We start from the raw sequence: 14098 nt of genomic DNA, 5'->3' as shown, positions 1-14098 counted from the left end.
AACGCCCGCCCCCGAACGCGGCCGGCTTTGCCGTCCGCCCTACGCGCCGTGCCTCTCATCAACCCTTCTCACGGGACCGTAGGTGGCCGGTCTGCCCTACCTGCCCTAATCTCGGACCTCAACGTAGCCCGAAGGTCTCCATGCGCGTCATCCTCCCCCTCGGCCTTGCGGCCATGCTTCTCGCCTCCTGCACCTTGTTCGAGCCGGAGCCCTGCACGCGGGACTACTTCGTCTACCAGTCCGAGCGGCTGCAGCGGGACTTTGCGCGGCGGAACCGGGGTGAGGTGCGGCGGCTCCGGACCCTGCGCCAGGACATAGGTGGCAACATGGACGTCTTCACGGCCCTCGCCGTGGTCTCGGCCAAGCGGGACCTGCAGAACCTCGTCGGCGATCTCAGGCAGCGTGTGGTCCCAGACGCCCGCTCCATCGCCGACCAGTGCGGTATCGACGGGGCCTTCGACCTGATGGTGGACGGCTTCCTCCTCAAGCAGGGGATCGACCCGCAGCTCGTGCGCACCTTGCAGCTTCTCGACCTCTTCGAGGACCCGGTGCTTGAGAGCACGCTGGAGCCTGGGACCACCACGCTCAACCCGTAAGGCGAGCGGTCCGGCGAACCCTCTCCCCTCCCCCGCGTTAGGCGCAGAGGAGGACCGGTCATGACGGATAAGGACGAAACCGCTCGCGGGCGCCAGGCGGAGAAGCCCTGGCAGATCCCGCCCAAGGGCTGGCTCGACATCCTCAAGCGGACCCAGCGGGAGATCGGCCGCGACCATGTGAGCCTCGTGGCGGCGGGCGCGGCGTTCTACTCGCTCCTCGCCCTCTTCCCGGCGGTCGCTGCCGTGGTGGCCATCTGGGGCCTCCTGGCCGAGCCCGCGCAGATGGTGGAGCAGATCGACGGGCTGACCGCCCCCCTGCCCGGCGACATCAGGGAGATCGTCAACGAGCAGGCGGTCGACGCAGCGGATGGCGGCGGCGGGACGGTCCTCGCTGCTCTCTTCGGCATCCTCCTCGGCATCTGGTCCGCCTCCAAGGGGATGAACGCCGTGATGGAGGGCCTCAACATCGTCTACGACGAGAAGGAGAGCCGCGGCTTCCTCAAGAAGAACCTGGTCCGCTACGTGCTGACCTTGGGTGCGGTCGTCGGCGTGGTGCTGGCGGCGGGGCTGATCGTGGTGCTGCCTGCCGTGCTCGAGAATGTCGGCCTCGGCAGCGGTACGGAGCTTCTCATCGGTGTTGCCAAATGGGCGCTGCTTCTCGGCGCGGCGCTGATCGGTTTCGGCGTGGTCTACCGCTACGCCCCGGCAAGGCGCGATGCCCGTTGGGCCTGGATCACACCTGGGGCAGTGCTCGCCGTGATCCTCTGGCTGATCGGCTCAGCGGCCTTCTCCTTCTACGTCTCGAACTTCGCCAGCTACAACGAGACCTACGGCACGATCGGCGGTGTGGTCGTCACGCTGATGTGGCTGTTCCTGACGGCCTTCGTCATCCTCCTCGGCGGGGAGGTGAACGCCGAGATCGAGAAGCAGACCAGGGTCGACACCACCGTGAACGGACGGCAGGAGATGGGGAACCGCGGCGCCTATGCCGCGGACCATCTCGGCAAGGCGCCCGCCTAGGAGACGCTAGTTATCCTCTGCCTCGACCGTCCTGGTAGGAATGGTCATCTGGCAGAGGTCCACATGGCCGGGGCGGTAGATGAAGAAGGCCGAGGGGCGGGCCTTTCTCGCCTCGATCAGCTCGGCGAAGGTGTCGCTCTCCGTGTTCATCACTTCATAGGCCGGGCGCTCCTCCTCCGGAAGGTCGGCGGCCAGGCGGAAGCTGTCGATCATCAGTCTTTCGGAGAAGTCGTCCGTCTCCGGGTCCTGGTCGATGACCCCGCGAGGGGCCGCCTGGACCACGTCCATACCGCTCAGTACCCGGCCGAACACGGTCAGGTTGCGGTCGAGATAGCGCTGGGGCTGTAGCGTGATGTAGAACTCCGTAGACGCCGTGTCGGGACCGTTGTTGCGGCCAAAGGCGAAGGCGCCGGTGCAGTGGGCGAGCCAGCTCGTCCCCGTGGAGGCGTCCCTTCCCGCGGGCATGCCGCCGACGAAACCGACCTCCGCCGCGTAGCCGTCCCGGACGCCCAGGGTCGTAAACACCGTCCCCTCGGGCAGCTTCTCCTCGAACTCCGCCTCGAGGCTCGTTCGCGCCTTCCCCTTGGGGTGATCGTCGGTGTGATCGCCCCCTTGCGCGACGAAACCTTCGATCACGCGGTAGAAGCTGAGGCCCTCATAATAGCCCGCGCGGGAGAGAAGCTTGATCTGCTCCACATGGTCCTGGCCGAGGACGGAGGAGAGCTCGACGGCGATCCGCCCCTCGGGCGTGTCTATCAGAAGGAGCTGCTCGTCGGGGACCCGGCGCCAGGCCTCGTCCGGCGCGGCCGCCATGATCTCCGCGATCTCTCGCGGCCCTTCGGCTACCGCGTCTTCCTGAATGATGAGTTCGATCATATCTGCCTCCCGAACACTGCCTCTGGCCTAGCACGAAGGCTTTTGCACGCCCGTCCTGCAGCGATCACGTTCGCAGGCGTGCGGGTTGACCGTGCCCGTCCCGAACGTGCCAACTTCCCCCGTCACGCCAAAAGGAGGAACGAGCATGGCAGTAGCACGCGTCACGGAGATCATCGCGGCCTCGAAGCAGAGCTTCGATCACGCCACCCAGAAGGGCATCAAACGCGCCAACAAGACCTTGAAGAACGTCGAGGGCGCCTGGGTCCAGGACATGAAAGTCACGGTCAAGGACGGCGAGGTCCACGAGTACCGCGTGACCTTGAAGGTGACCTTCATCCTCGACGACTGAGGCTGAAATGGCGCCCAAGACGGTGGAGAACGACGCCGATGTGGGCGCCTATCTTGCCGGTGTCGAACCCGAAGTGAAGCGCGAGGACACCCTTGCCCTTCGCGCCCTCTTCGAGCGGGTGACCGGCGAGCCTGCCAAGATGTGGGGCGACAGCATCGTCGGCTTCGGCAGCTACCGCTACACGAACACAACCGGCAAGGAAGCCCGCTGGATGCTGACGGGTTTCGCGCCGAGGAAGACGCAGCTCTCGGTCTATATCATGGACGGGTTTGCCGAGTACGGAGCACTGCTGGAGCGGCTAGGCAAGCACAAGACGGCGAAGAGCTGCCTCTACATCAAGGGGCTGAGTGATGTAGATATGGAGGTGCTGGAAGGGCTGGTCGGGGAGAGCGTACGGACGATGCGGGAGCGATACAGCTCCTAACCACCAGTATCTATTACTCTAATCCATTCATCGGCCTGGAATGTAAGCTCATCATCCATGTCGACACCCTTCCGTCTCGCTGTAATGAGAAAGTGTTGGTAGTTCTTCCTCTCGGCAATCTGCCCGATGCGGCCGCGATTGGTAATTACGGTGATACCGGATGATTGGGTGTTGGATATCTTCACCACTTCCGCCCATTTCACCTGATGTTTCCCACGGCGGTCACGAAAGCTGATGTAACGATCGCAGTAAGCAGCGGACCATTTCGTATTCACGAAGAAAAATTGTATTCCGTACCCAAAAAGAAACGTGCTTCCTGTGAACACCGAGCGCTCAAATGCTGACTGATAAACGCTTGTATCGGACAAGGTCATCAAGCCAGAGAAGAAAGCGAATACTACGCCTAGAATGAGGGGACTCTTCCGATCCCAAGCGGCACCAAACGGAATGGTCCCATCAGCTTGTTGCAACGGACTTGTTACGGGTGACGGCTCAAAATCGCCGAACAACCCCAGCAGGAGCGGTGCGACGAAGAAGCTAAGGACGCAGAACGCAAGTAAGCCGATAAGGTACGCAGCCACGACAGGGTTTTTCCTACCCCCGCCCCCTGTAAGGCGCCACGCCCGGATCGGGCACATAGAGCCCCTCCGGCGGGGCGCCGGTCTGCCAGAAGACGTCGATGGGGATGCCGCCCCTTGGGTACCAGTAGCCGCAGATACGCAGCCATTTCGGGCTGACGGCGGCGATCACCCTCTTGGCGACGTCGATCGTGCAGTCCTCGTGGAAGGCGCCGTGGTTTCTGTAGCTGCCCAGCAGCAGCTTGAAAGACTTGCTCTCCACGAGGTGCTGGTCCGGCGCGTAGTCGAGAACGAGGTGAGCGAAGTCGGGCTGGCCGGTCACTGGGCAGATCGAGGTGAACTCCGGCGCGACGTAGCGGGCGAGGTAGAGGGTGCCGGGATGCGGGTTCGGCACGGGGTCTAGCTTCGCCTCGTCCGGGTGGGCCGGGAGCTTACTCTCCTGGCCGAGCTCGGTGCGGCCCTGGTAGATGTTGTCGGTCATGGGGGCGGTGTAGCGCACCTGGGGGTTTTAGACGAGGCGTTCGAGCTTGCCCTTGCGCTTGACGATGTTCTTGTAGTCCCATTGTACGCCGGGCGCCTCGGCGAGCCAGCGGCGCAGCTCCTCACGATCGACTTCGGAGACATCCGTGTAGCGCTTCTCCGCCGCCTTGAACTTGCCTTCAGGCGCGAGCCCCTGGCCCTCGAAAGACTGGCCGCTCCAGAAGAGCAGCCGAACGCAGTGCTTGAGCTTACTGTAGCCGACGATCGGGTTGCCCTTGAGGAACCAAACCGGATGGGCATGCCAGATTTTGCTTTCCGCCTGAGGCAGAGCCGCGTCGATCTCCTCCCGCAAAGCCGCGCAGATGGCGCGGTCGTCGGGAAGTTGGGCTTGGTGGAAAGCGTTGATGGTGTCGGCAGCCATGAGCCCTCCCTACATCAGCTTACGCATCAGTTTCTTCGCTGTCTCCGAATACGGAGGGTAGCGCAGCTTGGCGTCGCCCCAGAAGGGGCGCTTCATCACGGCCTTCAGATGGCTGAAATCGTCGAAGCTGTGGCGTCCGTGAAAGGCGCCCATACCCGAGGGACCGACGCCGCCGAAGGGAAGGTGGTGGTTGGTCTGGAAGATAACCGCATCGTTGACCATCATCGTACCCGCGGAGGTCTCGCGCTCGAAACGCCCGGCGATCTCATCCGAGGCGGTGAAGACATAGAGCGCCAGGGGCTTGTCACGCTCCTTGATGAAGGCAATCGCTTCGTCTACGGACGAGACTTTCAGGCAGGGCAGGATGGGGCCGAAGATCTCCTCCTGCATCACCGGGTCGTCCGGCTTCACGTCTTTCAGGATCGTGGGTGCGAGGTAGCGGTCGGCCTTGTCCACCTCGCCGCCGACCACGATCTCGCCTGCGCCGAGCAGCTTCTCGAGCCGCTCGAGATGCCGCTCATTGACGATGCGTGCGTAGTCCTCGGAGGCTTGGGGGTTCTCACCGTAGAACTGCTTGGCCACCTCGCGCAGCGTACTGATGAAGTCGTCGTAGATCTCCTCCTCGATCAGGCAGTGGTCCGGGCGCACACAGAGCTGCCCTGCATTCATGAAAGCCGCCCAGACGATGCGCCTCGCCGCCACGTCGAGATTGGCGTCCTTGCAGACGATGGCCGGGCTCTTGCCGCCGAGCTCCAGGGTGACGGGCGTCAAGTGCTTTGAGGCCGCCTCCATCACGATGCGCCCGACCCTGCCCCCGCCGGTGTAGAAGATCTTGTCGAAGCGCTCGCGCAGGAGGGCCAAGGTCTCCTCCGCCCCGCCCTCGACCACGAAGAAGCAGTCTGGGTCCAGCACCTCCTCGGCGATTTTGCGCAGGAGGGCGGAGGCGTGGGGCACGGCCTCGGACGGTTTGAGCACGGCGCAGTTGCCTGCGGCGATGGCGCCGATGAGGGGGCCGAAAACCTCCTGGAGCGGATAGTTCCAAGCGCCGATGATCAGCGCGACCCCCAAAGGCTCCGGCGCGATATAGGATTTGGCCGGAAGCGTCGCCATCGGCGTGCCCACTTTACGCGGCTTCGCCCATGTCTCGAGGTTCTTCGCGGCGAGCTTCGCCTCCTTGGTCAGATAGTCCACCTCGGCCACTGCCGCCTCCAGGGCTGGCTTGCCGAGATCGGCCTTGAGGGCCGCGACGATCTCGTCCTCGTAGCGGGCCACCGCCGCGCCGAGCGCCTCGATCTGCCGGCGGCGCCAGGCGAAGTCCAGCGTCCTGCCTGAGGCGAAGGCCTCTCGAAGGCGTTTCACGTCCTCACCGTAGCTGATGCTGCCGGCAATCCCTTGCGAGCCGTCCATGGCGTCTCTCCCGGTTCGTTTGGGAAGCTCTTACGCCATGACCTAGGTGTTGGCTAACTGCCCGGTCAGTCGGCTAGGAAGGCGAGCGCCGGGATGTCCGCCAAAGGCACCTGCCACACCTGAAGGATGGGCTCTTCGCCCTCCTCCACCGGACGGCTGGAGGTGAAGACCAGGCTCTTGCCGTCGGGGGTGATCCGGCCTGCAAACTCAGCATACGCTGTGTTGACGGCAGGGCCTAAGGACTGCGGCTCCGTCCATTTCCCGTTCTTCCTACGGAAGACAAAGAGATCACCGCGCCTTGCGCCTAGCCGTCCGTCGATGGAGAGCAGCATGGTGTTGCCGTCGGCGGACACCCACGGGTTGTCCTCCCTCGCCGATGTGTTGATCGGTGCGGGGAGGGGTTCGGCTTCGAGGAAACCTCCCTGCCCGTCGCTTCTCGCGACGAAGACGTCCCGCTCGCCGGACCCCTCGTCTAGGCGTTCGGTGAAGAAGTAGAGGTCGCCCTCTTCGGTCAGGCTGGCCGAGCTCTCGTTGTGGACGTAGCGAAGCCTGGCGATCTTGCCGCCGCGCACGCGGTTGATGTCGGCCTGGTCGAGGGGTTCCGGCTCCTCTGTCCCGTCCAGTCGCCAGCGGTAGAGGTCGAAATCGTCGACGACGCCCCGCCCCTCGTGACGCGGGCGCTGGCGCCTCCACGAGAAAAGAAGGCTGCCGCCGTCTGGGGTGTAAAGGGGCCAGTCCACCCGGTCGCCTGCGGTGACGGCGACGAGCTCCGGCCTCGACCATCCAGACCCCCTACGCTGGGTACGGAAGAGCTGCTGGGGACAGCGGACCACCGTGCGGCAGTCGCTCTGGGTAAAGAACATCTCGCTTCCGTCCGGCGAGAAGCCCGGCGAGAGGGTGGCACGCCCGTTCTGACCAAGGTCGTCGGGATAGAACCGTTCGGCCTGCCCATGCGCGAGGGCGGGAAGGAAAGCGGCAGCGGCGAGAAGCGGTTTGAGCATGAGCGCAACCCTACCGTCCAGAACCAGGCGGTTGGCGGCGTTTTCCGCTGCGCTTTCGGCGTAGTGAGGCGTTTGGAGTGGTCTGCGCGGCGGATCGCGCCATTTTTTCGGGATGGACGATTTCGACCGCAGGCTCCTGAACGAGCTGCAACGCGACAACAGGCAGAGCTACGACCGTCTGGCCGAGGCGGTGAACCTCTCGCCGACCGCCGTGCGCAGGCGGGTGACGGCCATGCGCAAGAGGGGGGTAATCGCCAAGGATGTCAGCATTCTCGCTCCCGCCGCCTCGGGGGTGACGGTGATCGTCTCGGTGCGGTTCGAGAAGGAGAGCCACGCCACCTACCGCGCCTTCAAGGACAAGATGCTGGCCCTACCCGAGGTGACCCAGTGCTACGCCGTGTCGGGCGAGGTGGACTTCATCCTGATCGCGCAGATGCCGGACCTGGCCGCCTGGGACCGGTGGATCGACGAGCACCTTCTCAGCGATGACAGCCTGGCACGCTCGACGACCAACATCGTCACCAGCGAGGTGAAGTTCGAGACGGCGGTGCCGGTCTAGGGTCCGGACCCTAGCTCTCGTCCTTGCCGAACAGGAGCTCGGACTGCATGTCGACGATGGCGGCGAAGATCTGCGGCGGGAGGGTCTGCCCGGTGGAGGTCGATGCCGCGTGCGGCGCATAGGGTATCTCGGTGACCGGAGGGGCGGCGTGCCTGGTGGGCACCGGTCCCCTGGGGGCGAGGGGCACCTGAACGTCGGCGGGCGTGCGAGGCTCTTCCACGCCGATATGGAGCGCTAGCTTGCCCTTGAACTCGGCCACGCTGAGGGGCCGGGCGCCATCGAAAAAGAGGCTTTTGTTCGCCCCTGCCGCCTTGGGGTCGATGGCGGCGGCCTCCGCCCCCTCGCCCGCCTGCAGCATACGGATGGCTCCCCGCTCGCCGAGGAAGTGCGCCATATAGACCTCGGACGGGTTCGCCTCACGGCCCAGCGCCTGCGACACGCGGGCCTTGGCCGCCGAGAGGGTCTTGCCTGCGACCTTGGCGGCGATGTCGGGCTTGAAGCGGAGGTTCAGGATCTCCTCACGGCGGGCCGGGTCGGCGACGACCAGCTTGCGGCCCTCGCGCGTAATGTCTTTCGCATAATCACCAAGACCGAGCGCCTCGCCGTGCTCTTTCACCGCGCCGAGCCAGGTCTGGTCGATGAACTGGAAAAGGCCGGAGGCGGAAGATGTCTTGGCCTTGGCATCCGCCTGCAGCGAGCTCTCGCGCTTGGCGACGCCGAGGAGGAGGTCGAAGTCGAGGCCGGACTGGCTCGCCGCGCTTCTGATCGCCTGCTTGATTTGGCCTGCTGCGCCCTCAGTGGACTTCAGGGCGGACAGGGGCTCGATGCTCGTCACTTGGCCTCGCCTAGCGTCTTGCCCTGAAGCTGAAGGACCTCTTCGAGGGCGCGGGTTTCCTCACGCCGCCGGTCTAGCGCCTTCTGTTTACGCTGGCATTGCGCCTCATAGGCCTCGAAGCGCTTCTGGTCCGCGAAGCAGTCCTCGAGCTGGCGCCTCGCCAGCACCTCGGCCTGGGCGATGCGCTCGGCCTCCTGACGGAGTCTGTCGGCGGCCATGAGGGAGGCGCGGGCGTAACCGGCGGCGGCGCGGGCGGCGGCGGGGTCCTGAAGGCCGTCCTCGTAGCCCGTCTCGATGCCGCGGAGGGTGTCGACCTGGCGCTTGAGCGCATCGGCGCGCCGCTGCTCAAGCTCGCCGCAGATGCGGGCGGCCTCGTCGGCGCGGGTCTTGAAGGCGCGGTGGATCTTGTCGGGGTTACGCATGGTGCCCCTCTCCCCAAATCGAAAGATTTGGACCTCTCCCTAGGGAGAGGTTTCTTNATGCGGGCGGCCTCGTCGGCGCGGGTCTTGAAGGCGCGGTGGATCTTGTCGGGGTTACGCATGGTGCCCCTCTCCCCAAATCGAAAGATTTGGACCTCTCCCTAGGGAGAGGTTTCTTGTCTCTCCCTGGGGAGAGACCGGCATCTTCGATGCCGAGAGAGGGGTCACTAATACACCATCTGGCTTTCGCCGCCGCGCTCGATGACGATGACGCCTGCCTCGGCGAGCTCCTTGGCCTTGCGCACCATGGTCGCCTTGGCCGCTTCCACGTCGCGCATGAGGACCGGGCCGAGCGTGTCCATGTTGTCGAGCAGGATCGTCCGTGCACGCTCGGAGAGGTTGCCGACGATCTTGTTGCGCACCTCGAGGTCGCAGCCCTTGAGGGCGTAGGTGAGCGTGTCGCTCTCGCAGGAGCGGATGACCGTGCGCAGGGAGTGGGGGTCGAGCTCCATGAGGTCGTCGAAGGTGAACATGAGCTGCTTGATCTGGAAGACCTCTTCCTCGTGCTGCTCCTTGAGGTATTCGAGGAGCTGGTCGGAGCGTTCGGTCTCGGTACGGTTGAAGATCTCAGCCATGTGGTTGAGGTTGTTGGTCTCCTGGCTGGACTGGTAGTTCAGCATCAGGTCCCGCTGGAGCATCTCCTCGATATCGGCGAGGACCTCCTTCGGCACCGAGTTCATAGAGATCATGCGCTTCATGACGTCGGGCACGGTCTTTTCGGGCAGGTTGGCGAGCACATGGGCGGCCTGGTCGGCATCGACCTTGGAAAGGACCACGGCGATCGTCTGGGGATGCTCGCCGTTGAGGTATTTGGCGAGCATGTTGTTGTCGACCATCGCGATCTTCTCCCAGGTGGATGCACCACCGGGGCCGCGAATGTAGTTCATGATGTCGACGACACGGTCCGCCGGGAGGAAAGACCGAAGCATGCGCTCGGTACTGTCCGCCGAGCCGATGACCGAGCCGCCCTGGCTGAACTGGGAGGTGAAGCGGCGGATCAGCTCTTCGAGCACCTCGCCGGTGATCGAGCCCAGGGTCGCCATGGACCGCGTGATGATCCTGACCTCGCTGTCATCCATTCGCTCGAGGAGGGGGCCCGCCTGCTCCTCGCCGAGGGTCAGCAGCATGACCGCGACCTTCTCAGGACCCGATAGGGCGTCGACGTCGTTTCTGATCTTGACGGTGGGCATAGGGCTTCCCTCGGGTCGTCAGGCTAGAAGAAGGACATGACGAGGCTCTCCGAAAGGAGCCTCCATCCGTCGATGAGAACGAAGAAGATGATCTTCATGGAGAGCGATACGGTCTGGGGCGGCAGCATCATCATGCCCATGGACATGAGGATGGCGGCGACCGCGAGGTCGATGACCAGGAACGGCATCATCAGGAGGAAGCCGATCTCGAAGGCGCGGGTCAGCTCGGAGATCATGAAGGCGGGGACGAGCTGGCTCAGCGGCGGCAGGTCGGGATCGGCGGCCCTGCCCGGATAGAGCATCTCCTCGATCTCCTGATCCGTCATCATCCCGGCGGGAAGCGTGTCTTCGGGCAGCTCGTCCATCTGGCGGGCGGCGAGGTTCTCGAAGAAGAGAAGGTCGTCGGGCTCGGTCTGCGCCGCCATGAAGCGTTGGAGGGGAAGGGTCGCCTGGCGCAGCCCCGTGCCGGTGTCGACCTGGTCCTCCATCATCGGCACCACGCCGTTGTTCCACGACTCCTCGAAGGTCGGCGCCATGATGAAGCCGGTGAGGAAGAGCGCCAGCGCGATCAGCACCATGTTGGGCGGCGCCTGCTGCAATCCGATGGCCGAGCGCAGGAGGGAGAACACCACGACGATCCGGATGAAGGAGGTGGTCATCACCAGGATGCCCGGCGCCAGGCTCAAGACGGTGACGGCCAGGAAGAGCTGAATCAGCCTTCCCGAATAGGATGCCCCTTCGTCGCCAAGGTCCAGGGTGACCGCTTGCGCGGAAGCCTCGGGCGCGATCATCAGCGCCAGAAGGACCAGGGTGACCAGGCCTGCGTTTATCGCGAGGCGCTTCATAACGGTCAGTCTACGTTAGGCCGATCAGTGCAGGTTCGGCGAGTTGGTAATGATTTCCGTCAGCGTCACGCCGAGACGGTCATCGTCGACGATGACGATCTCGCCGCGCGCGACGGGTCGGTGGTTGATGTGGATCTCGACCTGCTCGCCCACGCGGCGGTCGATCTCGACCACGGCGCCGCGGCCGAGCTTGAGGATGTTGCCGATGGGCAGCTTGGCGCGGCCGAGCACGACCTGCACCTCCACGGGCACCTGTCCGAGGGCGGACATGTTGGTGTAGGCGCCGAAGCCGCCGCTCTTCTGGGCGGGGCCGGCGCCGCCTGCGTCGCCCGCGCCGCCGATCATGGCGTCGAGGGTCGCGGCGATCTCCGCCTCGCTGGCAGCGCCCTGCTCTTCGCCGGGCTGGCCTGGTTCGGTGCCGGGGGCGCCGTCATCGGTGGGCAGACCGAACGCCTCGGGATTGTCCTCGGGGGTGTCGCTCATCTTACTCTCCAACAGCAGGCGGGTTCGTCTCGCCGCTCGTCAAACTTGCCAGGGTCTGCGTGAACACTTCGTCGATCTCACCGGTAAAAGCGTAGGGGTCGAAGGTTACCTTTCCGGTTAACCATGCAACCTCCAGTGGAGGCTGATCCTCCCCTGCGACCGGCTCGAAAGTGATGCGGTGGGCCGCTGCCTCTTCGTCCGTGGGCATGCGGAGGACGGCGCGAAGAGCGGGCAGGAAAGCCTCCGCCGCGCGAATGGTTACCCGCTGCTTACCGCGCACCGCGCTCAGCGCGCGCATGGTCACGTCTTCGGCGAGGCGCTGGGCCTCCTCCTCGCTGAGCTTGCGGGCGAGCTGGTGGACGAGCGCCAGCATGAGCCGCGAAGTGCGGGTCTGGAGGCGCTCGAAGAGCTCCTCCTCCTTCGCGCGGATCTCGGCGAGGTGGCCGGTCAGCTCCTCCACGGCGCCGTCGAGGCGGGCGGCGATGGAGGCACGCTCCTCGGTCTCGCCTTCGAGGCGTCCGGCGGCGCGGCCTTCCTCATAGGCGGTGCGGCGGGCGTTCTCGATCAGCTCGGCCACCTCCTCGGGGGTGAGCCGGTCGTCCGGCTCCGGCAGCTCGGGCTCAAGACCGGGAAACTCCTCCGGCTCCGAGAAGTCCCTCAGATTGGCAAACGCGGCGAGGCTCATGCCGCGTTGCTTTCCTGCTCGTAGATCCAGGTGCGGAGGATCGCGACCACTTCTTCCGGGTACTGCTCGGCGATGCTGCCGAGCTTCTTGATGGAGGAGGCTCGGACCTTGCCGTCCACGTCGCGCAGCTCGAGCATCATGTCGAGGTTGTCGGCCACGGACTGCTTGGGTGCGGCGAGCGCCGGGTGGCTGGTCGGGTTGCCGTCCGCACCGATCATGCCGGGCAGGCCGCCGCCCTCTTCCCCGCCGCCTAGGCCGAGATCGTCGAGGCTGAGCTCGCCCATGGCCACCGGCTCGAGGTCGGTGCCGGCCCCTGCGCCGCTCGGCAGCAGCCTCGAGAGGACCGGGCGGACGATGCCGAAGATGATGGCGATACCGATCAGGAGCAGCGCGACGGCCTTCGTGATCGAGTCGAAGTTGCGGTAGACCACCTCGGTGATGTTGCTCGGCGCGAAGCGCGGCATGGTGTCGTCGAGGTCGACGAAGGGCAGGTTCTCGACGGTGATCTCGTCCCCGCGTGAGGCATCGAAACCCACGGCCGAGCGCACGAGAGCGGCGAGCTTCGCCAGCTCCTCTTCCGTGCGCGGCTCATAGGTGACCTCGCCGTCCGCGCCGGTGATTCGCTTGTTGTCCACGATGACGGAGATGGAGAGCCGCTCGACATCGCCAGGCTCGATCACCTGCTCGGAGCGGACCGAGCTGATCTCGTAGTTCACGACGCTTTCGGAGCGTTCGAGGTTGGAGCTGTTGCCCTGCGCGCCGCCGACATTGCCGACTTCCGATTCGGGTAGGTTCTGCTCGACGGTGACCGGCTGGTCGCCATCGGCGCGGGTCTCAGCCTCGGTCTCGTCGATGGTCTGGCGCGAGCGGAGGGCGGTCTCCTTGGGATCGAAGCGCTCCTCGCGGCGCACTTCCCTCTCTGTGCGGAGGTCGGCGGCCACCTGCACCCGGACGCGGCCCGCGCCCAAGGTGGGGACCAGCACGCTCTCGGCGGCCCTTGCGAGCCGGGCTTCGATCTCTGCCTGGAGGCCGTTGACCGAGGCGGCGCCCGCCATGGGGCCGTTCTCCTCTGCGAAGACCGCGCCCATGCGCGCATCGAGGACGGAGACCTTGCCGGGGTTGAGCTGCGGCACGGCGGAGGCGACGAGGTGGCGGATGGAAGCGGCCTGGTCGCCGTCCAGCGCCCGCGCGCCCCGCATGCGGACGACCACGGAGGCCGTGGGCTCAGCCTTCTCGCGGCTGAAGGGGTCGCGGCGCGCCATGACGAGATGCACCCGCGCCGATTCGACCGTGTCGAGGGTCTGGATGGTACGGCTGAGCTCCCCCTCCATGGCGCGGAGCCGCGTCATGTCCTGCATGAAGGAGGTAAGGCCTAAGGAGGACTTGTCGTCAAAGAGTTCGTAGCCGACAGCGCCGCCGGACGGCATGCCCTTCTCGGCCAGAAGCATCCTCAGGCGCGGAATGCGTCCCTGCGGCGCGTAGATGGTCCGTCCGTCCGCCGACAGGTTGACGGGGACGTCCATGGCTTCGAGCTCGGAGACGACCGCGCCGGCATCGGCATCGGTCAGCCCTGAGAACAAGACCGACATCTGAGGTTTCGAGAAAGCCAGGATGATCGCCACCAGCGCGGCGATGACGAGGGCGCCTACGCCGCCGGCCATCATGAGCCGGTTGGCACCCATATCCTTCAAGCGTTGAACGATGTTCTCCATGTTCACTGACATTCTGCCTAGCGTCAGGGAGGTTGTGCGAGCCCAGCCTTTAAACTGGCGTCAAAGAGGGCCCTGTACCCACTGAGACGTGGCCGAACGACCGACTCTCTTGCCGGTAAGGTTTTATGGATAATTCTGAACAGACTCTGAACAAGCCG

General features: G+C 65.1%; 18 protein-coding genes. 5 read left to right on the top strand and 13 right to left on the bottom strand.

The features are described from left to right. The first annotated feature begins 140 nt into the window (after positions 1-140). Both NOG11_RS09040 and NOG11_RS09035 read left to right on the top strand, forming a co-directional pair. Positions 141-596 (top strand): hypothetical protein, encoded by a 456-nt coding sequence (locus NOG11_RS09040; RefSeq protein ID WP_256619429.1) that lies wholly within the window; start codon positions 141-143, stop codon positions 594-596. Positions 597-656: 60 nt separating this feature from the next. Continuing rightward, positions 657-1616, top strand: a complete 960-nt coding sequence (locus tag NOG11_RS09035) for a YihY/virulence factor BrkB family protein (protein WP_256619428.1) — start codon at positions 657-659, stop codon at positions 1614-1616. A gap of 6 nt (positions 1617-1622) precedes the next feature. Here the strand turns inward: NOG11_RS09035 and NOG11_RS09030 are convergent, their stop codons facing one another. Continuing rightward, on the bottom strand, positions 1623-2492 hold the full coding sequence (locus NOG11_RS09030) for a peptidylprolyl isomerase (protein WP_256619427.1): 870 nt from the start codon (positions 2490-2492) through the stop codon (positions 1623-1625). 145 nt (positions 2493-2637) lie between these two features. Here NOG11_RS09030 and NOG11_RS09025 point away from each other — a divergent pair, with 145 nt between their 5' ends. Continuing rightward, on the top strand, positions 2638-2841 hold the full coding sequence (locus NOG11_RS09025) for a dodecin family protein (protein WP_256619426.1): 204 nt from the start codon (positions 2638-2640) through the stop codon (positions 2839-2841). Between the two features lie 7 nt (positions 2842-2848). Next, positions 2849-3265, top strand: coding sequence for a DUF1801 domain-containing protein (locus NOG11_RS09020; RefSeq protein ID WP_256619425.1), 417 nt, complete (start codon positions 2849-2851; stop codon positions 3263-3265). Here NOG11_RS09020 and NOG11_RS09015 read toward each other — a convergent pair. From NOG11_RS09015 to NOG11_RS08995, 5 genes are all read right to left on the bottom strand, one after another. Next, positions 3262-3846 (bottom strand): hypothetical protein, encoded by a 585-nt coding sequence (locus NOG11_RS09015; protein ID WP_256619424.1) that lies wholly within the window; start codon positions 3844-3846, stop codon positions 3262-3264. The genes NOG11_RS09020 and NOG11_RS09015 overlap by 4 nt on opposite strands. A gap of 13 nt (positions 3847-3859) precedes the next feature. Continuing rightward, on the bottom strand, positions 3860-4324 hold the full coding sequence (gene queF / locus NOG11_RS09010; protein ID WP_256619423.1) for a preQ(1) synthase: 465 nt from the start codon (positions 4322-4324) through the stop codon (positions 3860-3862). Between the two features lie 27 nt (positions 4325-4351). After that, positions 4352-4744 carry a DUF1801 domain-containing protein gene (locus NOG11_RS09005; protein ID WP_256619422.1) on the bottom strand — a complete coding sequence of 131 codons (393 nt, stop codon included), beginning with the start codon at positions 4742-4744 and terminating at the stop codon, positions 4352-4354. A gap of 9 nt (positions 4745-4753) precedes the next feature. Next, complete coding sequence (locus NOG11_RS09000) at positions 4754-6151, bottom strand: aldehyde dehydrogenase family protein (RefSeq protein ID WP_256619421.1); 1398 nt, start codon at positions 6149-6151, stop codon at positions 4754-4756. Between the two features lie 65 nt (positions 6152-6216). Further along, positions 6217-7152 carry a TolB-like translocation protein gene (locus tag NOG11_RS08995; protein ID WP_256619420.1) on the bottom strand — a complete coding sequence of 312 codons (936 nt, stop codon included), beginning with the start codon at positions 7150-7152 and terminating at the stop codon, positions 6217-6219. Positions 7153-7264: 112 nt separating this feature from the next. Between NOG11_RS08995 and NOG11_RS08990 the strand changes: the two genes are divergently transcribed. Next, positions 7265-7711 carry an Lrp/AsnC family transcriptional regulator gene (locus NOG11_RS08990; protein WP_256619419.1) on the top strand — a complete coding sequence of 149 codons (447 nt, stop codon included), beginning with the start codon at positions 7265-7267 and terminating at the stop codon, positions 7709-7711. A 10-nt stretch (positions 7712-7721) separates the two neighbouring features. Here NOG11_RS08990 and NOG11_RS08985 read toward each other — a convergent pair whose 3' ends face one another. The 7 genes from NOG11_RS08985 to fliF all read right to left on the bottom strand — a co-directional run bounded on the left by NOG11_RS08985 (position 7722) and on the right by fliF (position 13952). Further along, positions 7722-8546 (bottom strand): transglycosylase SLT domain-containing protein, encoded by an 825-nt coding sequence (locus tag NOG11_RS08985; protein ID WP_256619418.1) that lies wholly within the window; start codon positions 8544-8546, stop codon positions 7722-7724. Next, positions 8543-8968, bottom strand: coding sequence for a hypothetical protein (locus tag NOG11_RS08980; RefSeq protein ID WP_256619417.1), 426 nt, complete (start codon positions 8966-8968; stop codon positions 8543-8545). Before NOG11_RS08980 ends, NOG11_RS08985 begins: the two co-directional genes overlap by 4 nt. Before the next feature lie 224 nt (positions 8969-9192). Then, positions 9193-10215, bottom strand: coding sequence for a flagellar motor switch protein FliG (locus NOG11_RS08975; protein WP_256619416.1), 1023 nt, complete (start codon positions 10213-10215; stop codon positions 9193-9195). Between the two features lie 23 nt (positions 10216-10238). Further along, positions 10239-11060, bottom strand: coding sequence for a flagellar type III secretion system pore protein FliP (locus NOG11_RS08970; protein ID WP_256619415.1), 822 nt, complete (start codon positions 11058-11060; stop codon positions 10239-10241). A 24-nt stretch (positions 11061-11084) separates the two neighbouring features. Continuing rightward, on the bottom strand, positions 11085-11543 hold the full coding sequence (gene fliN, locus NOG11_RS08965) for a flagellar motor switch protein FliN (protein WP_256619414.1): 459 nt from the start codon (positions 11541-11543) through the stop codon (positions 11085-11087). Between the two features lies 1 nt (position 11544). Beyond that, the gene (locus NOG11_RS08960) at positions 11545-12228 is read right to left on the bottom strand and encodes a FliH/SctL family protein (RefSeq protein ID WP_256619413.1); all 684 of its coding nucleotides are present in this window, start codon (positions 12226-12228) and stop codon (positions 11545-11547) included. Next, entirely contained in the window at positions 12225-13952 is a 1728-nt protein-coding gene (gene fliF / locus NOG11_RS08955; protein ID WP_256619412.1) for a flagellar basal-body MS-ring/collar protein FliF, read from the bottom strand. The genes NOG11_RS08960 and fliF overlap by 4 nt, the downstream gene beginning before the upstream one ends. Positions 13953-14098 lie beyond the last annotated feature (146 nt).

This window comes from Parvularcula maris, assembly GCF_024505085.1.
Taxonomy (GTDB): domain Bacteria; phylum Pseudomonadota; class Alphaproteobacteria; order Caulobacterales; family Parvularculaceae; genus Parvularcula; species Parvularcula maris.
Note: the sequence above shows the minus strand (reverse complement) of the source record. Positions and strands in the feature narration are given on the sequence as shown.